Source organism: Binatus sp. (SeqCode) (assembly GCF_049584895.1).
Classification (GTDB): Bacteria; Desulfobacterota; Binatia; order Binatales; family Binataceae; genus Binatus.
This window is the reverse complement of sequence record NZ_JBAUYR010000065.1, coordinates 1-20,772: the sequence shown is the minus strand read 5'-3', so window position 1 is coordinate 20,772 and position 20,772 is coordinate 1. Positions and strand designations below refer to the sequence as shown.

At 57.4% G+C, this 20,772-nt stretch carries 20 protein-coding genes; 2 read left to right on the top strand and 18 right to left on the bottom strand.

Features of this window, described 5'->3' with window-relative positions; translation table 11 throughout:
* Positions 1-65 precede the first annotated feature (65 nt).
* The 10 genes from WB650_RS12285 to WB650_RS12240 all read right to left on the bottom strand — a co-directional run bounded on the left by WB650_RS12285 (position 66) and on the right by WB650_RS12240 (position 9,268).
* On the bottom strand, positions 66-1,886 hold the full coding sequence (locus WB650_RS12285) for a type IV secretory system conjugative DNA transfer family protein (protein WP_423960660.1): 1,821 nt from the start codon (positions 1,884-1,886) through the stop codon (positions 66-68).
* A gap of 298 nt (positions 1,887-2,184) precedes the next feature.
* Positions 2,185-3,207: a relaxase/mobilization nuclease domain-containing protein gene (locus WB650_RS12280; RefSeq protein ID WP_423960658.1), complete on the bottom strand. Its 1,023-nt coding sequence runs from the start codon at positions 3,205-3,207 to the stop codon at positions 2,185-2,187.
* A 202-nt stretch (positions 3,208-3,409) separates the two neighbouring features.
* Positions 3,410-3,799 carry a conjugal transfer protein TraD gene (locus WB650_RS12275; protein WP_423960656.1) on the bottom strand — a complete coding sequence of 130 codons (390 nt, stop codon included), beginning with the start codon at positions 3,797-3,799 and terminating at the stop codon, positions 3,410-3,412.
* Between the two features lie 6 nt (positions 3,800-3,805).
* On the bottom strand, positions 3,806-4,399 hold the full coding sequence (locus WB650_RS12270) for a S26 family signal peptidase (protein WP_423960654.1): 594 nt from the start codon (positions 4,397-4,399) through the stop codon (positions 3,806-3,808).
* Positions 4,400-4,534: 135 nt separating this feature from the next.
* Positions 4,535-4,834 carry a hypothetical protein gene (locus WB650_RS12265; protein WP_423960652.1) on the bottom strand — a complete coding sequence of 100 codons (300 nt, stop codon included), beginning with the start codon at positions 4,832-4,834 and terminating at the stop codon, positions 4,535-4,537.
* A 68-nt stretch (positions 4,835-4,902) separates the two neighbouring features.
* Positions 4,903-6,087: a TrbI/VirB10 family protein gene (locus tag WB650_RS12260; protein WP_423960651.1), complete on the bottom strand. Its 1,185-nt coding sequence runs from the start codon at positions 6,085-6,087 to the stop codon at positions 4,903-4,905.
* A gap of 5 nt (positions 6,088-6,092) precedes the next feature.
* A complete protein-coding gene (trbG, locus tag WB650_RS12255) occupies positions 6,093-7,061 on the bottom strand; it encodes a P-type conjugative transfer protein TrbG (protein ID WP_423960649.1) in 969 nt (322 codons plus the stop codon).
* Positions 7,062-7,088: 27 nt separating this feature from the next.
* The gene (locus tag WB650_RS12250) at positions 7,089-7,757 is read right to left on the bottom strand and encodes a VirB8/TrbF family protein (RefSeq protein ID WP_423960648.1); all 669 of its coding nucleotides are present in this window, start codon (positions 7,755-7,757) and stop codon (positions 7,089-7,091) included.
* Between the two features lie 475 nt (positions 7,758-8,232).
* Positions 8,233-8,487: a hypothetical protein gene (locus WB650_RS12245; protein WP_423960646.1), complete on the bottom strand. Its 255-nt coding sequence runs from the start codon at positions 8,485-8,487 to the stop codon at positions 8,233-8,235.
* A 517-nt stretch (positions 8,488-9,004) separates the two neighbouring features.
* Positions 9,005-9,268 carry a hypothetical protein gene (locus WB650_RS12240; protein WP_422305112.1) on the bottom strand — a complete coding sequence of 88 codons (264 nt, stop codon included), beginning with the start codon at positions 9,266-9,268 and terminating at the stop codon, positions 9,005-9,007.
* A 569-nt stretch (positions 9,269-9,837) separates the two neighbouring features.
* On the opposite strand from WB650_RS12240, the gene WB650_RS12235 reads away from it, so the two are divergent.
* Positions 9,838-10,338, top strand: a complete 501-nt coding sequence (locus tag WB650_RS12235) for a hypothetical protein (protein ID WP_422305114.1) — start codon at positions 9,838-9,840, stop codon at positions 10,336-10,338.
* Positions 10,339-11,206: 868 nt separating this feature from the next.
* Here the strand turns inward: WB650_RS12235 and WB650_RS12230 are convergent.
* The 5 genes from WB650_RS12230 to WB650_RS12210 form a co-directional block, all read right to left on the bottom strand.
* Positions 11,207-12,310, bottom strand: a complete 1,104-nt coding sequence (locus WB650_RS12230) for an AI-2E family transporter (protein ID WP_422305116.1) — start codon at positions 12,308-12,310, stop codon at positions 11,207-11,209.
* A gap of 25 nt (positions 12,311-12,335) precedes the next feature.
* Positions 12,336-13,295, bottom strand: a complete 960-nt coding sequence (locus tag WB650_RS12225; RefSeq protein ID WP_423960643.1) for a hypothetical protein — start codon at positions 13,293-13,295, stop codon at positions 12,336-12,338.
* 215 nt (positions 13,296-13,510) lie between these two features.
* The gene (locus WB650_RS12220) at positions 13,511-15,205 is read right to left on the bottom strand and encodes a SulP family inorganic anion transporter (RefSeq protein ID WP_422304519.1); all 1,695 of its coding nucleotides are present in this window, start codon (positions 15,203-15,205) and stop codon (positions 13,511-13,513) included.
* Positions 15,206-15,284: 79 nt separating this feature from the next.
* The gene (locus WB650_RS12215; protein WP_422304517.1) at positions 15,285-16,238 is read right to left on the bottom strand and encodes a DUF2950 domain-containing protein; all 954 of its coding nucleotides are present in this window, start codon (positions 16,236-16,238) and stop codon (positions 15,285-15,287) included.
* Positions 16,239-16,312: 74 nt separating this feature from the next.
* On the bottom strand, positions 16,313-17,845 hold the full coding sequence (locus WB650_RS12210) for a DUF3300 domain-containing protein (RefSeq protein ID WP_422304521.1): 1,533 nt from the start codon (positions 17,843-17,845) through the stop codon (positions 16,313-16,315).
* A 457-nt stretch (positions 17,846-18,302) separates the two neighbouring features.
* On the opposite strand from WB650_RS12210, the gene WB650_RS12205 reads away from it, so the two are divergent.
* The gene (locus tag WB650_RS12205) at positions 18,303-18,866 is read left to right on the top strand and encodes a YSC84-related protein (RefSeq protein WP_422304515.1); all 564 of its coding nucleotides are present in this window, start codon (positions 18,303-18,305) and stop codon (positions 18,864-18,866) included.
* A gap of 110 nt (positions 18,867-18,976) precedes the next feature.
* Here WB650_RS12205 and WB650_RS12200 read toward each other — a convergent pair whose 3' ends face one another.
* The 3 genes from WB650_RS12200 to WB650_RS12190 all read right to left on the bottom strand — a co-directional run.
* Complete coding sequence (locus WB650_RS12200; protein WP_422304513.1) at positions 18,977-19,588, bottom strand: hypothetical protein; 612 nt, start codon at positions 19,586-19,588, stop codon at positions 18,977-18,979.
* Between the two features lie 25 nt (positions 19,589-19,613).
* Positions 19,614-20,459 carry a polyphosphate kinase 2 gene (gene ppk2 / locus WB650_RS12195; RefSeq protein WP_423960640.1) on the bottom strand — a complete coding sequence of 282 codons (846 nt, stop codon included), beginning with the start codon at positions 20,457-20,459 and terminating at the stop codon, positions 19,614-19,616.
* A 15-nt stretch (positions 20,460-20,474) separates the two neighbouring features.
* Positions 20,475-20,772 (bottom strand): TolC family protein (locus WB650_RS12190; protein WP_423960639.1); only part of this gene is annotated, 298 nt, incomplete at its 5' end.

The following is a 20,772-nucleotide window of genomic DNA, read 5'->3' as shown; positions in this document are numbered from 1 at the left end:
GACTTGCGCCTTCAACTGCGCAAGTTCCTCGTCATTCACGTAACACGCGACTTGATGCGAGCGTTTCACATCAACCTCTCGGGCGTCCTCGCTCGTTCGTCTTTCCCTGACCCGGAGCCGTTCTTGGCCGGGTCGCTGGTTCTTAGAAACAACACGCCTTGCTCCGGTGCTTTCACTGTTCGGCGTCTTGCGACTCGTGCCCCTTCCCTAGGCGACGGTGTACCCGCCACTTCGGCGATTTCTTCGGATGGCGCGTCGAGCGGTACCGGTGCCAACGCCGGCCCGATTGGATCAGAGCTAGGTCGAATGATCCGATCGCTCTGACGGGGTGGCGGAATAGTCGCCCGTTCCATGAACATCGGTTGCTTGAAGTAAAAGAGCTTTGTGGCTCGGATTGCTGGATGTCCACTCGTGAAAATGAGCGCATCATTCTCATTCATCCGCATCACTTCGTCCGGCGTCATCATCGGGCGCGCAATCTCGGGCTCCGATATGCTGGCTCCGCTGTTGGATACAGTGCGGTGCGAGTGACGCACAGTGGCTTCTCCGGCCATTGCCGAGATCCATCGCGCCGTTTCGATGCGGTTCGGCGTAAACGCCACCCGCGTATTGCAGTTGCTGGTGATCGACTCGTCATGTCCGTAGGCCGCGTGAATTTGACTCAGGTCCTGGGCGATGAGACACGCACGCAGCCCGTATCCCGCAATTAAGGAAAGCGCTTCGGCGAAGACTTCGAGCCGCCCGAGGACCGGAAACTCATCCAACATGAGGAGCAACGGATGTTTGTAGTTCGCGACAGCGCGGCCGTTTCGATAGGTCATCGTCGTCGTCAGGGTCCGGACGATTTGGTTGAGGATCAGGCGGATGAGGGGACGCAGGCGGTCGCGACTCGCGAGTGGCACAACAAGGTAGAGCGAGACAGGCCGATCATGATTCATCAAATCGCTGATTTGAAACTCGGACCGTTCTGTATTCGCGGCGACAACTGGATCGCGATATAGCGACAGGAAGGACATTGCAGTGGAAAAGACACCGGACCGTTCGTTCTCGCTCTTGTTCAAAAGTTCGCGCATGCTCTCAGCAACGATTGGATGGGTGCGGGTCGGGTTCCCTCGATAATCGCGCCATCCCATTGCACCGGTCTGGTCGTGTTCGGTTTTCAGCATTCGCTCGATGCTGTCCTGCATGCTCACCCCTGGGTCGCTCAGAAGACCGGCCACGCCGCGAAGTGTCTTATTGGGCTCGGCATAGAGGATGTGAAGAATCGTTCCGGTGAGGAGCGCCGCGCCGGTCTTCACCCAATGGTCGTGAAGCCCTTTGCCATCCGGGTCCACAATCATGTGGACAATGTTTTGAACGTCTTCCGCTTCGTGGTCCGTGCGGATTCGCACCTGTTCGATCGGATTGTACTTAACGCTTGAGCCGGTTGTGTCCGTAGGATCGAACTTCATGCATACCTGACCCGCACGCTTCCGCCAGCCTGCGCTAATGGCCCAATTCTCACCCTTGAGGTCGTGGACAATCACAGAGTGGGGCCACGTGAGCAGTGTCGGGATCACGACGCCGGCTCCCTTGCCGCTGCGTGTCGGCGCAAAAACAAGCACGTGCGATTGCCCGCAATCTCGCAAAAACCAGATCCGCCCGAAGTGCAGCCAAGTCGCGAGGAAGATACCGGCTTTGCTCTGACGGAGGCCCATCAGACGCAGCCGAATAGCCAGACGCCGAAGGCGCTTCGCGATCCACGTCTCGGTTTCTAGAAACTGAGCCCTCTTTACGTCCCTTGTGGTCGCCCACCGGGCCGACCCGTGAAGGTCTGCCGTTCTCTGGAGCCATCCCTTCCGCGTCACAGCCAACGCTACAATTGCGAGGAGGGTCAGTGGCGCCATCGGATAAAGGACCTCACGAATGCTAAGAACCCACAGGGGCTTCATCCGCTCGATTCCCCGCAAATGCCACGCCCATACCATCCACTTCCACGGCGCGTAGATCGGTCCCGTCCACGGAAGCGCAAATAGAGCCGGTCCTAAGCGGGGCGAATCGCCTATGAGCCATGCGGCGTGCTGCGTAGTCATCCAGTTCGCAGTGAGAAACGACGCTCCGAGAACCGCCGCGGCGAACTTCTTCACCTGCTGCAGCCCTAGAACAGCACCGCGCGATCGATACGGACGTTGCTCAGCCATCGTCTTAGCTCCTCTCACGCCCGCGAGTGCGATCGCGTCCTTCTGTGATGTCCCATTCGTCTCCGCGCGGCCGAGCGACGTACTCCTGAGTCGCTCTAAGATCCCCGCGATCGGTCGGTATCACTGTTACCGAGTGGCCCCGCCGGAGACCCGCATAGCGGCGGCCCTCCGCATCCTTGAAATATCCGACGAAGCGTCCTTGGTAGCCGCCCCTCGTCACAGAATTTGCAATCACCAGGTCTCGCTCGTCAGACAATTCATTCAAAGAACGAACCTTGTTTGCCTCCGCCTGACGCTTGATGACATCCATCGCTCGCTGCCGGGCACGCAGTTCTGGCTCGTGGTCGGGCGAGAGTTCCCAAGCTAGACTGCCGATCTTGCGTGCGAGCCCCAGCCTTTCCAGAAACTGAAGCCGCTGCATTTCCTGCTCGGCGCGCACTCGCGCCGCGTCGTTATACGGAATGAGGCCGCGATAATCCGCCACTCGGTCTCCGCTCATTCGCCGCTGCAGCGCCCGGTCGATCTCCGTCCACCGCTCCTTGTCAATCGTCTGTCCGCGAGCGCGGAGCATTTCCGGCTCAAGACGCTGTCCCAGCTCGCGGCTCGCGATCTCCTGGCTGCGCGCGCGGATGCCGTTCCTCACATAATCCCGATCGATCAGCAGTGCTTTGCCGCACCGGTCGACGCCTCGCACGAGCAGGTGCGCATGCGGGTTCTCGGTGTTGTGGTGGTCAATAGCGACCCATTCGAGCCCTGTCCCTAGATCGCTTTCCATTGCTGCAACGAGGTCGCGAATATGGTCCTTCAGGTCCATGCGATCGGCGTCTTCCGGGGACACGATGATCCGCCACATTCGCTCGTCGGCGGCCTTTTCCCACTCTCTGACCATTGCGACCATATCGATGTCATCCCGTTCCACGTCGAACCCAACTCCCTTCTCGTTCTCGAGCTGCGCATCCTCGCGCGTCAGGTATCGTGCGTGCGCGGCCCAAGCGTTCGACCTGGGCTTGCCATTGCGCGTGTACATCACCTTGACGACGCTCCGCCGTTGATAAGCCCCGCCTTGCGTCCGAATGTTACGTCCCCGTTTACCTCGACCCTGCGCGCGCTTGGCGATCAGGTGTCTCTTTTCCAAACGCATCCACCAAGGCACGAGAGGCCGCGTCTGGTCGCTGCGCCGATTTGGTCGAACTCGGATTTCGACCTCTTTTTTGTTGAATCGAGGCCGACTAGCCATCGCACTCAACCTCTTCCAGCGTTCGCAAAAGCGCTGACGCAAGCGCTTCGCTTTCTTTCGGAGCCGACCTTCCGAGGGCGACGATTACTCGGCGAATCTGTGCACTCGTGAGTGTGATGCTGTGGAGTTCCTGCGCCCGATTCCAGGATGTCCACGCGCGTTTCCCAGTCGCCCGCTCGTCGAGCTTCACCTGTCCCATTGCCGCGATCTCTGCGCGCTGTTCCGGACCAATAGCGACGTTCTCTCTCGCGATGCTGAGCAAAGCTCCGAGCAGAAAATCGGGTGGCTCCATGTCCAGGCCGGCGAGGGCGACGAGGCCGCCGAGATTGGTGAGGTAATGAACCCTAAGACCCTGCTCTGTACTGTGTGCGCCACTCGCCATGATCGGTCACCACGTCAAGAGAGGCTCGGCAACTCCGCGAATCGCTCGCAGAGGAATCGGACCGAAGTATCGGGAGTCCCAGCTTCGTCGGTTGTTCAAACCAAATAACCAGACCTCTTCCGAAGCGACTCGGCGTTTACCCCACATCACGTGCGTAAGCAGGCGACCAACGCTGTCCCGCGTTACTGTTGCGCTGTTGGCGAGCCGTTTGCCGTTAACTGCAACCCACCCTTCTTCTACGTCCACCTCGTCGCCGTGCAAGCCGCCGATCACTTTCAGCACCGGCTCAGCACCGCCCGAACAATCCCCTTTGCTCAGGTATCCGCGCGTCAAACCGTCGTGCGCAGCATTGGTCGAAATGCATGCTGCAACGAGATCGCCGCGTCTTATCGGCGCTTCGATAAGGCGATAGAAACCCTCGGCGCATGAACTATTGGAAGGGGTCAAGCCGATGCGAAAATGTCGCATCAAGAACGTGATGCCCGCTGCCAGGAGAACTGTCGAAATGCCCGCAAGAAGCGGTGCCCGAAACTGATTCCAGGACGGCGAAATATCGCCCACGCCGCCTATCGGAAGGATATTTTCAGAATGGTACTTCATGTTGAGAAAATCCTTGGAATAAGAGGGGAACGCGCGACGTATCGTATGGTGTGGTACTTCGCTTTATCTTGCTCTACGACCGCGCGTTCCCTTCCCATAAATTCGCATCCTTCACGTCACCGATCTCAGTTTCCGCTATTCGGAATTTCCGCCGCTGCTTGAAGCTTGAGAAAGCTCGCCTGCGGCTCGCGTCAGACCATTGACTTGGTGTGCTCTTGCGCGATTGCCTCTAGGATTGGGCGCCGCTGCGATCCCGTCGAGCTCTTCCCGTACCTGCCTAACCAATCGTGTCAGTGACTCGGACATTGTGGCGTTCAGATCGAATCCCGTTGCTTCGGCGCGTTCACGTAATTGATCAATCTCCGCCTTCACTGACGAAGCGATGCGTATGGTGACGGTCTCCGTCCGTTCCTCTTTCTTTTTCAGAACTCCCATTGCCGCTCTCCTTTCGAGACCACCTGTTTACGTTTCGTGCACAAGTGCTTGTCCGTTTTGTGTACAACTCAGCCCTTGTATGGACCCGGAAAGACGAGGTCTTCGGTCACCATGACGTTGAACTGATAGCCGGGTCGGATCTCCAAGGTCGGGCCGGTGCTGATTCCTTGCTCGATCGCCTGTTGCCCGACGGAACCGAATTGCGAACTTGCGGACGAGCCCGCCATCTGCGACGCCATCGCCCATTGGTTTGGTTGGTAGTAACCGAGCGGTCCACCCATTCCGCCGCCGAACGCCGCCATCTGTCCCACCGCCTGTCCTGCGCTGATCAGACTCATGAGCGCTGCGGTGCCGAAGGTGCGCATGTAGTGATTGTTCACTTGGTCGGTGAAGCCCGCGTAACCCGCCTCGTCGGTTCCTGGCATCTGCGGAATGTCCATGCTCGCGGTGTTCGGGAAGATCAGGCGCTGCCATTGAATCTGGACGCGGCTTTGTCCGTATCCTGCTGCACTTCGATACGAACCAATCAGCCTGCTGCCTTGGGGGATGAGCAGTGATCGTCCGCCGGCGCTGTCGTAAACGTTCTGGCTGACCTGCGCGACGATTGGTCCCGGTAGGTCGGAATTGATCCCGCTGATCAACACCGCGGGAATCACGCTGCCGGTCATCACCGTGTACAGAGATGCTGGCGCATGAAGTCTCACTGATGACGACGAATCGGATGACGATTGGAAACTGTTGATCGCGGGAGTATTCCCCGCGTCTCCATTCCCTGTCTGAGTCATGCTCGGGATTTGGAGCGCTGCACCGCTGTGGAATGCGGAAACCATCTCCGGCGCCTCCAGGGCCTTCATGTATTTGTCCTGCGCCCATTCCGCGTACCTGCTCGGTTGGCGCGGGACCGTCGGCGCCGAGGTTTGCTCTCTCGGGATGACCATGGGTGGGGGCTCCGTCGCAGGCGCTGGGAATGCGGCAGGCGTCGGATCACCAGCGTGAGCGATCAGGTCCTGAACTTCGCTCTTGTTCGACGCGGTATCGTCGCTGCCATTACGACCCGCAGGTTGCGCGCCCGGACCGGATGACTGCACAGCCAACGTGAGCAAGATCACGAGCCCGACCATGAGCCCCACTGCTGTGGCGGCGAGCCTGCCATTGAGTCGTGGGCCGCCTTCGTTGCGGATCTTCTCTTCGTCCTGCTGCCGCTTGGTCTCATCGACTTCCGGACGCTGCTTGCTTTCCTCGATCTCGGACATGGCGCCTACCTCGCGTTGCCCGCGTGCTGAATCGTCACGCGGTCCTGCTGCCGGCCGACTCCCGAAACCATCACCGCCTGGCCAAAGAGGCGATCGACGACGTAGTACTCGCCGCGCACGCGGTAATTCACCATCTGACTTCCGCTGCCCGCCGCGACCAGTAAGGCGGGCGCGTCGCTGGAACGCATGCCATTGGGCATCTGGATGAACACATGGGTTCCATCGTCGAAGGCCCTGATTGGCTTCCACGGAACTTGAGGACCGGAGACGTCGTAATCGAAATTGAGGTGACGAGGATCGACGGAAGCGATCGGCCTGATCTCGCTCGGACTCGTCGGTGGAGCTGCTGCCGTAACTGTCGTGCTTTGCCCCGCGGCCTCATCGGCTTTACGCATCGCCTCCAGAAGCTCGTCTGGGTAGTAGAACTCAACCTCCTGCATGGCGTGGCCGCCGCGCGATCGTAGCTGCAGGTGGTAGATATGCTTCGTCGTGTAGATGGTCAGATTCGTTGCAATCGCTGGGGCCTGGGGCTTTACAGCGAGGTGAGGCGTCGGGTTTGTCGGATCGCCGGACGATGCCGGCGTCGCCATCCATCGCTCCGTATCGCCCATCGCTACGTCGGTGATGGTCTCACCCGCTTGTAGTTGCAGGTCGGTGGTTCGTAGCGGCTCGCAATCGACTATGGGATCGGGCCCTTGGCTGAAGGGATAGAGTACGTATCGTGGTGTCTTGTACGTCGCCCACTGGCCGTTCTGATCGTGGTCCTTGTATGCTGCCCGAACCTCCGAGGGCTGCTGTGCGAGCAGTTCCGCCCCGGTGATAGGCTTGGGCGTCGCTTCGGACTGCGGTGCGGCTTCAGGCTCGATTGGCGCTACGTTCGCGGCTTGAGATTGATTCTGGTGTCCCTGTTGTGCCGAACACCCTCCGATCGTCAGTGCCAAAGCCAAACTGCCCACGGTGCCAATACGCGTCATCGAACTGACCTCCCTTCCGTCCGTTTCCTAGCTCTGCTGTTCGGCCCAGCTGATCTGCATCACGTAAAATCCCAGCGGATTATTGACGATCGCGTCGTCGGAGCCGGGTGGTGAAATTTGCGTTTGAAGCGCAGCTTCCCAGTGCGTTGGAGCGTCAATCGCTGCGCCCGTGCGGTCGCGTACCTGCTCGGTCCATCTCACTTGGAAACTGTGTGCGGAGAGTTCGAGGATGGAGTCGATCTGCACTGAGACCGTTTGGTGTTCGGCTTCTTTGAAGGGATTGTGCGCGAAGTTGTCGGAGTGGAAGTACTCGTCAAGGTATTTGTCTGCCGCGCCTTTCGAGTGCGCCAGCATGTCATTGAGCATGTGCTGCTCGGCGCTAGGGTCGCTGCTCACTGAGCGCGAATTACGGATGAAGCTGGCAACCTCATAACGCTCCATGCGATCAACGAGCGCCGGGTCCGTGCTCGGAATGAGAGGTTTTGGAACGGTAAGCCCGTAACCGAGTTTGTCGACCTCGACCACGTACGGGATGAACCGGCTGCGAGTGCTCTGCCAGACAACTCCACCGGCAAGGATCAGGCTCAGCAGCAGCAGTCCTCCGGCGGTGATCTGCCAGTTGCGCTTGCCGAGAACGAGATCGGCGTAGCGTTCGTCCCATTCGCGATGGGCTTCGACGTAGGGATTCGAGTTCATAGAACTCTCTCCTGCGGTTTGTCAGAAAAGCGAGCCGGGTGGGCACAGGGTGGGGAAAACTTCCCGGACCGAACAAGATCTGGCGAGACTCGATGAGACACTTCTCGCCCAGCCCGGATGCGGTAAGTCGCACTGCCGCAAGGGTTTTCTGTCTCGATGAGTCTTGCTAGGGTCCTAGTGTTCGCGGGCCGGAAGTAGATTGCTAATCTGGCGTACTGGGTAACCGGTACCGAGGGTTCGAATCCCTCCCTCTCCGCCAAACAGTCTGTAGTGTTTACCTATAGTCTGGAGTGAGCGGAAAATCCCCGCGTGACGCGGCGCTTGTGCGCTGGATGCGAACCGGAGAGCGCGAGTCCTGCCCCCGATTCGGCGAATTTCTCGGGGTTGTCTCCAGGCGCGGGAAAGTGGTTCGCTTCACGTTTCGAGCAAAATTCGATCATCCATCGCCTTTCTGAAATGGTGCCGGGCCATGGGTCTAGTCGATTCCGATCGCCTTCAACTGCGCCGGCCATTCGAGCGGCAGATCGATCCGGTTGAGCAGCGTCTGAGCGTTAAGATCAGCCGGCTGACGCCCCCGGCAGATTGCTTCAACGATGCCGGGTGCTGTGAATGCCAGGCGTGGGAGACGCTCGACGTAACGCACAGCAATGCTCTCGCGCCGAGCTATCTCTGCCCACGAGCGCACGCTGCCCGAGGCCAACTCTTCAAACCACGCCCTCGAGCGCGTCACCGCCTGGAGCAGTGCGGGATCTACCTCCGCGGGAGATCGTCACCGGCCGCGATGATAATGCGTGTCTCCACCCCGCGCCGTTTCATTCTCAGCGGCACGAAGCGCGATAGGTCGAGGTTGCTGCTAGTCCGCAGGCCTGTACGCGAGCACTGGACTTCCATTCGGAGTGTCACCGTTATGCCGTCATCGCGCATTTCGACTTTGCTTGCTATTTCGACAAGGGCGGCTGCGGCATCGGCTTCATTCTTCAGCCTCCGCGAGAAATTCGACGCCGATTCGAGAGTGGCTGTGAGATCAGGCGAATCGATTCCTGACTTCTCAAGCGCCTCCAGCAGTCCCGCCCGATCGCTCAGGATGTATCGCGCCGCGATCGCTACCGCGCGCTCAAGCTCGGGCGCCCGAGAGTCGCCAGCCCTTTCCGCTGTCACTGGCCGAGCCATTTAACCAGGCATTTGGATACGTAGTAGCGGTAGCGCCGCCTGCGCTTGGTCGCTCCAATGCAACGTACAGCGGCTGATCATGCGCATCGGCCGGTGTGCCGACGCAGCGGCGGCCACCTTTGCCAGCAGTCGGTGCGTCGAGGGCTTGAGCCCACCGAGCGCCTGTTCCTGCATCCGATAGGCCAGCGCGCGCACACCAGCAGGTCGCGGCTGATGCGTCGCGGCGGTTCGGTGCAGTAGAGCGCTCGCCAGCGTTCCTTGAGATCGGCCTGAGTAGCCTGTCGTAGCGCCGCGATTTCGTGCGCCAGTTCCGAAGTAGTTGAAGATACTTTGCGTTTCATGTGGTGCCCGCCCTCCAGCGCGGGCAGTCACACACATCGCTCTGGTTCGCCTCCGAAGCCAGCTGCGCCCGTCGTCCGAACAAAGCTGACAGGAAAAAGTCTGAGTCCGCACGGCCGCTGGGGGAAGCAGATGGGCAGCAAGTCGAAATCCGAGAAACTGGTTTGCCGCTATCGCGGGAGCGACGACCTTGGCTCCGAGTTTCATCAGGCGTAGGGATCGCAGTTGTCGCAAATGTTTCAGCAACCGCTATGGATTGGCGGCACGGACCAGGAAGACGAAGGTCAACGACTAGATTTGCTCAGAGTAGATTTGCTCAAGTCGACGACATTGGCTGGACTCGAAGGAAGCTCGGCGGTGCCTCCCGGAAAGCTTATCCGGGATGATGCGCGCGTGGCCGTATGATAATGGAAGCGGCCATCCTCGGATGAGGTTTTTAGGAGCCACGGCTCTTGCCGACCGAGGTTTTTACGGTCTGCCGCGCCCGCTGCTATCTTCATACGCCGATTCTCAGATACAAGGTTTTGAATAGGCCCACAGTCAGAAAATTGGCTATCGAGGTGACCTGAGATTGGCCAGCGAAGAGTTTGTCGCGCTTTACCTGGAACACCTGCCGAATGACGAGATCAGAAGCCTGCGCGACAGTATCGCCAAGGCGGAGGCTGAGTTTACTGGTCCCGTATGGGACCATCGCCGGGAGCAGCATGAACAGGTTAAGGAACTGCAGGACAAGTGCGGGAAAGCCTCGCATGCGTTAACCATTGTGCTTGCCGGCAGAGTCGGTACGCGGCGGCGGGTGATGAGAAACGGCTGGAATGAATACAGGACTTGCCTGATGTGCGGGACCGAGGAGGAAGGAACACCCGCGACTGGATTTCTATATCGGTTTTTGTTCCGAAAGGCGGTGTGGAAATTTGAGAAGTTGAATGGCTACGCCGCGCGGACCTTCACCGATCCCGAGTGGTACCTTGAGACCCGCGGCATCGTCAGAAATTTCTCGTTTTCAACCGACGTCGTGCTTCAGCACGCATCGCCTCCGGTTCGTCCAGGACGGTCCTGGCGGCCAGGTTAAGCGAAAATCCGAACAGTAGGGTGTGGTGCTGCTCCAAACCGGGCCAAGCTGGACTCAGACACCTAGACTAGGCGGTTTGCAAACCCAAAGTGCGAGCCCGGTTATCAGCACGGTACGATCCGCGCCGAGCCGCCGAAGCCTTACTAAAAGTGCCTGTTCGCCATCTGTCGATTGCGCCCGGGTGAGAGTCGGAGGCAACCTCTCCGAGCCTGCCCTCCAAACCTGATCAATCGCGAGTCTCCCGCGGTTCCGTGCGCGCGGATGAGCTTTTGAGGAACCACAGTTGTGACCGCTTCCCGATACGCTTCGTTGTATGGGACGAAGGTCCTAGGACCTTGGTGTAGGACCTAGGTCCAATTGTGCCAGCTAGTGCTCAGAGCCAAACTCGGTGCATGAAGCCTTGTGTGCAATCAACGCCGCAATTTCTCGAGATCCGCGCGATCACAAGTAGTGTGCGAGGAATGCGTCAATGATTGGCGAAACTACGGTCCTAGAAATGTTCAATTTATCCGACGGAACGTTCTTGCGGAGTGACACGATCGAGGAGGATAGAAAAATGCTACAGGGGTCAGTAGGCATCAATCAGGAACAACACATAGCCATGGAATCGTGTACCGCACGGTTTGTCGGAATCCCGGCTGCGAGTTCGAATTCGATTTGAGAATAACGCCCGAAAACGCAAGCCTGCTTAGCGGTTCAATGGCATGTCCGCACTGCAAACGGCAGGGCGGTCAACTCAAATCTCAAGGACGCGTCAACGAAAACCTCTTCGCCGCCAAGCTATTGTTTCGCACGACCGGAGTTGGGGCGACGGAGTAGCAACAAAGCAAGGATTCGATTCACTACTAAAGCGAAAGTTCTGCTGATGTCACAGATCCGTTTTGTTCAAAGAGATTGCTGCGGGATTCTTTCCGCCATCAATCTCCGACCATTGTTCGAGCAGGTTGTAGCCCAATGCCACCAGCGTCGGTCCAAGGAACATCCCGATTACGCCAAAAGCAATCGCTCCTCCAAAGACTCCAAGCATCACAAGAATCATCGGCGTCGAACCTCCGCGGCTGATTAGTAAAGGCTTCACGACGTTGTCCAACATGCCGACCATCAGTCCCCAGGCTAATATGAAGATCGCCCAGGCTATCGATGTTTGCCGATACAACCAGAATGCCGCCGGCGCAGCGACAATCAGTGGCCCGCCCGGCACAAGAGCCAAAAGAAACGTGAGGAATCCCAGGGAAGCCGCACCCGGCACGCCAGCGATCGCGAATCCAGTTGCCGCGACAATTCCCTGAAGAAGCGCCGTGCCCAGAATCCCATAGACCACAGCGCGAGTCGTCGCACCTGCGAGTTCGAGGAGGCGATCGCCATTCTTACCTGCGATTCGATAGAGAGCGATATGGAGTCGGTTGGCGGCGGCTTGTCCGTCGCGATAGAAGAAGAATGCTATGAATAGACTCAGGAAGATCTGAAAGCTGCCAGCGGCCAGCGCCGCGCCGGCCCATAGAATTATTATTTTCGCGGCAGGCACTAGCCTCGCCAACTCTTGCAGTCTGATCGAAGTGCTTTCCTCCAGATAGTTCCAGTAAGCGATGATACGACCGCCGATCAGCGGAACGCTCGCAACCCAGTCGGGCGGACTTGGCGGACCCTCTCGGATGAGTTTCTGACTTGCCGAAAAAAGGCTTGAGACGTTTTCAGCCAGAGTGGCTCCCAAAATCGCAACCGGCACCGCTATGACCATTGTAAGCAACAATGTCGCGATTACTGCCGATAACGTCCGTCTTCCATTCAAGAACTCTTCAAGCCTCAGGAAGGGCGGCCAAGTCGTGAAGCAAAGAATCAGGGCCCATAGCATCGCAGATATGAATGGGCGGAGGACGAGAAGGCACAAAACTCCTAGTAGAATGATGACAGCGCCACCAATCCACACCTCAACCTGGTTTCTGCCACTACGATCGATCGATGTGTCACTCATGTTTTCGACAGGGCTGCGGATCAGCCTAACGACCCCAGTAAGATCGAAGTTGAGGAAAAGCTACCGTGATGCCAAAGTTTATCGTTGTCTGCGGCGCGATAGGAGCGTATTGCCGATAGGCCATCCACTGCCCTGTAACAAACAGGCTCATCGGGGGCAGTCCCGGGCGAACGAGCGTTCGGCCTATCCCGATGCTAAGTGGCAACATGGTCGGAGAATGTCGACGCCAGGCCAGCGTCCAATTGGCCTCCGCGGATCGCAAGTACCATTTTTCCCAGAGATGAAGTGCAAACACCGGTTGAAGAAGGAATGCATTTTGGGGTGGCCGATTAGGTGATGTGTAGGCGAAAGAGATTGGATTCTGGGCAATGAATCCAACAAGCAGTCCGGGGACACCCGTATAAATCGCTCCAAGCGCCGGGCCAGCTTGCCATGCACCCTGGCCTGCGCTTCGAGAGGTGGCAGTGGGAAACACAAAGGTCGGTCCGATACCGATCAATAGCCCGGTTTTGTTTCTGTCCGGCCAAGGCAAGACTGCGACATCGAAGAGCGACAGATCGCCAAACTCGGTGCGGGTACCGCCGCGCGAGCTGGGCACCGTCACCAACGCGAGCGTGGGGCGGATCAATTGGTTGAACGGGAGAAACGAACGAGGTGGTACACGAGGAATCAACGGCCTAAGGATTAGTTGATTCGTCTCATAGTCTCTGGTGCAGGCAAGCGGTGTGCAGGGGCCGTAATTCGCGGGCGTGTAACTGTCTCTGATGATTAATTGTGGAAGCGTGGTTAGCGGATCGGTAAAGTCCTGCTCGAGCTTTTCTTCCTCGGCCACCGACGGAATCGGCTGTCCTTGAGCATTGGCGAGCCCCTCAACCGAAATAGTTACTCCCACGATGGAGACAAAGACGCAGGCGGCCCGCGAAATAGATCTTTTCGTCGGCCGTTCAAGCTTTGCCCAAAAGCGCAACAGCAGATTCCTTGCCAACCCAGCCACCCAACTCCCGCGATCGCGGCACAGGTTACCGAGTTGGAGACATTTTCGAAAAGACAAAGTAGATCACGTCCATGCCGAACCAGTAAGCGTTAGAAGAAGTATAAGCAAGCCCGTCGAAATAGTCCGCATCCACATAGCTCCTCGATATGGCATGAAACCACTTGGCGCGCGTCGGGCAACTTAACGTGCATCGGCCGTTAGGCTAATCAAGAGGTGTTACCTTCAGATAAAACCCGCGTACTTTTGGCGACCCTCGCTACTTCCAGCGCTTGATTCAATCCGGATTGTACCGCGCTCCTTACCGACGGATGAAAGTTCATAGCACCAATTCGATCCCACAGACCTGAGCGGATCAGTTTGTTCCGAATCTCGTTCTTGGCGCGTGCCACTGTGAAGGCGATTCCTTTTGCGGCCAGGTCTGATCGAATTTCCTCTATCGCGTCTAATCCGGCCGTGTCGATTACGTTTATCGCCTCCATGTCGAAAACAAAAAGTCGTAATGAGTGATCGGACAAAGCTAATACATCGCGAACGCGCTTCTTGAAGTAATCAGTATTGAAAAACAAGAGCGCCGCGTCAAAACGGTAGACCAAGAGCCCTGAGATGGTTAGCGCGTTCGGATGTTCGCTTATGTCCGTAAATCCATCGACCCCGGGAACCTGTCCAAGGATCGCGTCGTACGGACTCGAAGCGCGCCTTATGAGAAGAGCGAGGCTGAGCATCACACTCAGCGCGATTCCCGGCAAGACTCCGATTGTCGCGACACCCAAGGTCGCGATGAGAGAAAGCGCAAATTCTGACCGGCTAATATCACGTATCTTCCACACAGTCTGAAAGTCGAAAAGCGATGCACCAGCCAAGACCAGCACAGCACCTAGCGAAGCGGTCGGAATATATGACAGCGGACCCGTACAAGCTGTAAGTACCAATGCCATGACAAGGGCAGCCGTTAATCCGCTCACCTGCGACCGGCCGCCGGAAATATCGTTTGTCGCCGTGCGCGAATCCGCACCCGCAATCGCGAAGCCGTTCGAGAGACCGGACACAACGTTTGCCAGACCAAGCGCTATGAATTCTCGATCTGCCGCGACTTCGTACTTATTCCGTACTGCAAAGCTCTTTGCCGCCAGCATAGAACTGCAGAAGCAAATCAGCGCGATACCCGCGGCGTCCGGTAGAAGACGGAGGGAGTCAGAAATAAAATACGCCGGCAGGTGAGGCCTCAAAAATCCCCCCGGAACCGCACCCAACGTTGGCACTGCCCATTTCTCCGAGTCCAATACGGCCATCATTGCAATTCCACCGCAGACACCGACCAGCGCGCTGGGCAGACGGGGAACTAGTCTCCCCATCACGGAGATAAGTACCAGTGTGACGACTCCCACGATCAAAGTTGGGAGATGAGTCTGTGGGAGTTTCCAGATGAAATCTGCAATCCGCAGGAAGAAACCCGTGTCAGTGCGCACTGCAAATCCGCACAACTTTCCGAGCTGACCGCTAACTATGGTCAACGCCATTCCGTTGAGAAAACCGACCAGGACCGGACGCGAGAGAAAATTCGCGATCACACCCAGGCGTAGCAGCCCGCCGGCAACGCAAAATGCCCCAACCAGAATGGATAGCGTGATCGAGAGGTCCAGGTAACGCTGCGGATCTCCACTGGCCAAGGGTTCGAGCGCGGCAGCAACCAACGCGCAGGTCGCCGCGTCAGGACCTACAATAAGCTGTGGAGACGAGCCGACGATTGCATAGGCGATCAGAGGAAGAATGCTAGCGTAGAGACCTACGACCGGAGGAAATCCGGCCAACTCAGCGTAGGCAAGCCCGGTTGGAATTCCGACCGCCGCTACTGCCACGCCAGCGAGGAGGTCGGTGCTTCTCAGCGACGTACTTCTTAGCAACTAGTCGCTCCACCTATACTACGGCGAATCGCTTCAGTCGATTTGACGAGGGCTTATTCTGTCGCCTTGGCTGAGCAGCTTAATCGTCGACTTCGTCCCAGCTATCGTCCGGATTATACTCGGTTATTTGGTTGGCCACCTTAGCTGTGTTCGGGCCAAGGTCCTTCTGAACGATAATGCCGTCCTGATTTATCATAAATGTCATGACGCCTGACGCGCGGTAGGTGGCCGGATAGGCAATGAAGGCAAACCCTTGCGTCATTTTGCCGTCCACAAGATAGTCTTTAGCACCACCCGGAGCATTTTTACCCTGGCGGGTGAGGATTCTGTAGTAATAGCCGTGAAAGGGAATGGACGCGGCGGCGCCGGTTTTGTAGCCCTCGGCTGTAGCATCCGCAATTAGAGGCCCAATTGGACTTTCTTCTTCCCCGGAACTAACAGACCAGTAAAGACCGTCGTGTTTGCCGGGGTCGCTCTGGACCTTCTGCGCGAATTGCTTGACGCTCCCGTCGTCACGAATCTCGCTTGCATACTCTTCTTGCGCGTCCGCCAGGTCTGCAAGTACGTCGATCGTATAGAGTTCGTTGCGACCGATACGACGATAGAGTAGCTCTCTTTTGCCAGCCTCCGAATCGAATATCCATCCGTCGCCGCTCTTCACCAGCGGAATCGGAAAGGGCCAGTTATCGGCCCCCAGATATAAGATTACTCGACCTCGGTCATCGTAGGCCAAGCGCTGCATCTGGTCGTATTTGGCGACAAAATTGTCACGCGCGTTGTTATCGGCAACAGGATCGCCCGACGACAGAATCTCCTTCGCATCTCCGCCTAGGATCGAGGAAAGAGCAGCCATATCGTCGGTACGTGCCGCCCCCACCAGGGCCTTTGCTGCTGCTGTAACTGTTGGGAATACTTGCTGTCCTGACGATGTCGCAGCGATTGCGGTTGAGGCGAGCACGAAGCAGCACGCAAGTGCCGGGATGGCGCCGACATATTTGCCGGCCGACGCAGTAGAATTCTTTAGATATTGCATCGCTAGTCTCTGTTCGTTCGTGGTTCCTTTTTAATAGCTTCCGATTACAAAGAACTCTGGACCCCAATCGCCAGCTAGCGTCGTCGTCCACCGCCTCCGCCACGACCACCGCCACCGCCGCCTCGACCACCACCGCCACCTCGGCCGCCTCCTCCTCCGCCGCGGCCACCCAATCCGCCTCCGCCGACGCTGGACCTTCCGCGGTTGCTGGAGGCTTGAGTTCGTCCTCCAGGTTGATAGCCACCAAATGCACCATTGCGTCCGCCTCTCGTATCCGCTCCGCCACCAAATCCGCGCGCCTGATTGTTGGCGCGATTCGCAGTTGCGGGTCGGTTAGATGCCGTCCTATTGGCTGGCTGGGCCGCTGGGCGCGTCGATGCTCGCGCCGGCTGATTTTGCCCCGGATTCCGCTGCGAATTTCCGAGCGCGGAACTGTTCGGGAGGGTTTCCGCCTTCGGGAAGTTAGGTTTCGCTAAGTTCGGATTGTTTGCCGCGTACTTCTTCGCCGTGGCTGGGTTGTATGGCCGAGTAGATGGCCCTGCCAGCCTGTTGGGTGAACCCGTCCCGCGGACAGAGGCAGGTCGAGGATTCCCGCCAACTCCCCCGGGTCCGCCGATGCCCCCTGGTCTCCCGACACCGCCTGCCCCGCCAACTCCCCCTGGTCTACCGACTCCCCCGGCTCCGCCGACACTCCCTGGGCCACCGACTCCGCCCGGCCTTCCGACTCCACCCGCTCCACCGACGCCGCCGACTCCACCCGCACCACCGACTCCCCCCGGACGGTTGCCAGCCGGAGGTCTAGCCGGATAGTTGCCGTTGCCGCGTGGTGGGACCGGCGAATTGGACACGTAAACATTGTTGTTGTAGTGAACCGAACCGCCGCCGCCATCTGACCAACCGCAGTCCCAGTCATCGTCATCCTCATTGATCAGCGCACCGAGAGCCATCCCGGTTCCAAACGCCAGCAACCCAGTCGCCAACACTTCGGTCCCGGTATATCCCACGGGTGCTTGCACTGGAGCTCCGTAGGCGGTCGCGGGGTCATATTGGGGCGCATACACAACGTCTTGTTGAGCGGGCTGAATGATCACTGTTTGTTGCTGAGCAGCGGGTTGTGCCTCACCTTCCGATGCTACAGGTGGCGGCGCGGGTTGAACTTCCACTTTTTGTTGTGCGGTGCTCTTAAGGGTCCCAGCCTCCACCGCTCGACTGCGCATTGCCTGGATCGCCGCCATAACGTCGTCAGGCTGGTTGTAGTACGCTTCACCGAGCGCCGAAGTCCATGCCAAGCTGTCACTCATCGTTTGTAGAACCGGAGAGAACTGTGCCAAGGACTTGACGCTTGGGTCCCAAGGTTGTGCATTCACCTGAGCGGCCAGTTGTTCGTGCGGAAGCTTCGAGTTCTCCTGCAGCCACTTATGGGCTTCCACGACTTGATCTGGATAGGTCGAAGCCACCAGGATTCGGGCGAGCAATAAGTCAGGATACAGTGCGATCGGAGAGACCAACTCCTCCAGTTCTTTCTGGGTAGCAGCCCCCGGAGCCGGTCCGGGTTCAGCAGAAGCGGCGGCAGGTTGATCTGCGCCGAACGAGTAACCAGTCAGCATCGGAGTCGTGGACGCTATTACCGCGACTGCAAGCATAAGCGGTAAAGTACGGCCTTCGCGCTTTTTTAGTAGTCTCACTCTCAAAACCCGCCGGTGCTGAGTCACTGAAGATCCGATCGTCATCGCTTGTTTCATGGATCAATTGACCTTTGTCTGGCCAGTCGCGCCGTTCTCAGTTATCGATGCCTGGCAAATATTTGCCCAATTTCGAGGTGGGCTTCTATCGGACCAAGGTCTGATTTTCGGGAAGCACGTCGGTAAGGCACAATTCCGTAGAAGCGTGCTTAGACCTGCGAGACCAATACGGTGGGTATTCCTGTGGATCTGCCATTCGAGCCCGACGATGCAGGCGCTCTACTCAGGCCGCACTACGATGAATTGCTTCGCAAATCGCTTAAGTGAGTTCCAAGGACATTTCAGAAACAGACGATTACGACTTTTGGAGGTCGAGATGATAATGAAACGATTAACAATCGCTATCTTGATTCAAATTCTAGCTAGCTTGCTATTTGGTAGCGGGGCGTTTGCGCAGGGGCCGTTGAGTGGTCCGAGTGCGTCTGAAATCGATGGAAAAGTAACAGCTTCACTGAACGAACTATATTCTCAAAACGACGCGGCAAGAGCGCTTGCTGCGAAAGCAAAGGCAATACTCGTCTTTCCCGACATACGAAAAGGAGCCTTTATAGTAGGGGCCCAATATGGTTACGGCGCTCTTCGTAAAGGTTCACAGACAGCGGCCTACTACCGCACCAGCGCCGCCTCGTATGGTTTTCAGGGCGGCGTGAAGAAGTTTGCATACGCATTGTTCTTCATGACCGATTCATCAGTGGAGTACCTCGATAAGAGCGGAGGCTGGGCTATAGGTACCGGACCCAGTGTCGTGGTAGTGGACCAGGGGATGGCGCGGTCGCTCACTACCACGAACCTGCGGTCGGACGTCTACGCTTTCATATACGGACAGTCGGGCCTGATGGGTGGAATCGGCATCGAGGGCTCAAAGATCACGCGGATCACGCCATGAGCCCGAACGGTGCTTTGCTGTCCCCTCCGTTCGGAGCACCACTCAACACGCTTTAAACCCAGGAAGCCTTCGACCCTTTTGGATTGGATCGAAGGCCCCTGTCAGCAAGGTTACTTCGCAGGTTCCTTGTCCAACGAAATCGCGGTCGCGCGCGAGGCAGTGATGACCAGATCGTCACCTGCTTTCAGGTGGGAAAGCACTTTCGGATTATTCGCCTTCACGGTTTCGACCGATCCATCCGCCCCTTTTATCGTCACCGTTCCGTTTGCTTTGTCCACTTGTACCACTGAAACAACGGCTTTCAGATGCTCCTCGGCCACAGCGCCAGGAACTCCGCCCGCTTTTGCGGTCACAACACCGCCGCTCACGGATAGAGCCGGTAGAGACTCGCCAGCCTTCTTTTTCCGGACAGTAATCGCTTCATAGTAACGCACGACGACTCCCGTGCCTACCTGAGCGGCGTCGAGATTATAAGGGTTGTCAACTTTCAGTGTGAATTTCTGGCCACTAGGTACTTGAATAGTGACCAACTTCTCAGCTTTGTCGACGGCGGTTACTGTTCCATGAATCGTTAAGACAGTAGCCGCGCGTAAACTTTCGGCGTCACCACCTGAAGCGGGTGCGGGTGCAGTTGTCTGGGCCCGCACCAATGGCATCGCTGGGTTCAGGGCAAATCCGAGTATCAACAAACTCAAGACCCACAGAATTCTACGCTCCGTCATATGTTTCTCCTTTGGAATGACTGCCCTATTTCAGCGCTTCCGGCACAATGTTGTACCGACGATTCTTAGGCTCTGCATAGCCGTGCGGCTTTTGTCTCTTAGGAAGCTCTACTGGCGCCTGCTTGACATTCTCGTAGGGGATCAGACTGAGGAGGTGCGATATACAGTTAATACGGGCGCGCCTTTTGTCATCGGCATTGACTATGTACCAAGGCGCGAATGGAGTATCCGTGGCAAGTAGCATGGCGTCCCTTGCTCGTGAGTAATCGTACCATCGACGGTGAGATTCCAGGTCCATCGGACTGAGCTTCCATATTTTCCGACCGTCGTTGATACGACCAAGAAAACGTTTCGTCTGTTCCTTTTGACTCACCTCAAACCAATACTTTATAAGGATGATCCCGTTCTCTACCATCGCACGTTCCCATGTGGGACACATTTCAAGAAAGCGAGTTACATCCTCTTCGCTGCAAAACCCCATTACTTTCTCTACGCCGGCGCGGTTGTACCAACTGCGATCAAAGATAACTACTTCACCCCCAGCCGGTAGATAAGGAATGTATCGCTGCACGTACATTTGCGATTTTTCTCGCTCGGTCGGCGCTGGTAAGGCGACCACTCGGAAGATTCTAGGGCTGACTCTTTCCGTGATGCGTTTGATGACGCCACCCTTACCGGCGGCGTCACGACCTTCGAAGATCACGACGACTTTCAGTTTTTTGTGTTGAACCCATAGTTGAAGCTTAACCAGTTCAGCCTCAAGCTTTTCCAGTTGCTTTTCGAAGTCCTTGCGCTTGAGCTTGGCCGGACGATCGCTCGAAGCCCGAGAACCTGGTGTCTTGCCCTGCTTGCGATCTGAACGTTCTGGCACCGATTTATGTCTCCCTTAATGAAGGCGGTCCCACCCGATGTCGCCGAGGTTCCACCCGCCGCCTAACGCCTTGTACAGGTTCACGACTGCTAGAAGTTGATCGCGTTGAGTCTGTGCTAGCGCATCTTCCGCCGGGAACAGCAACTGTTCAGCTTCCAGGACCTCGTAATAGCTCGAACGACCCGCTCGGTAACGCAGTAATGACAGGTCGACCGACTCTTTTAGTGCAGCAACCTGATGCGCCAGGGCGGCATTTTGTTCGACCAGGGTTTGTTGTGCTACTAGCGCGTCGGACACTTCTTGAAAGGCAACC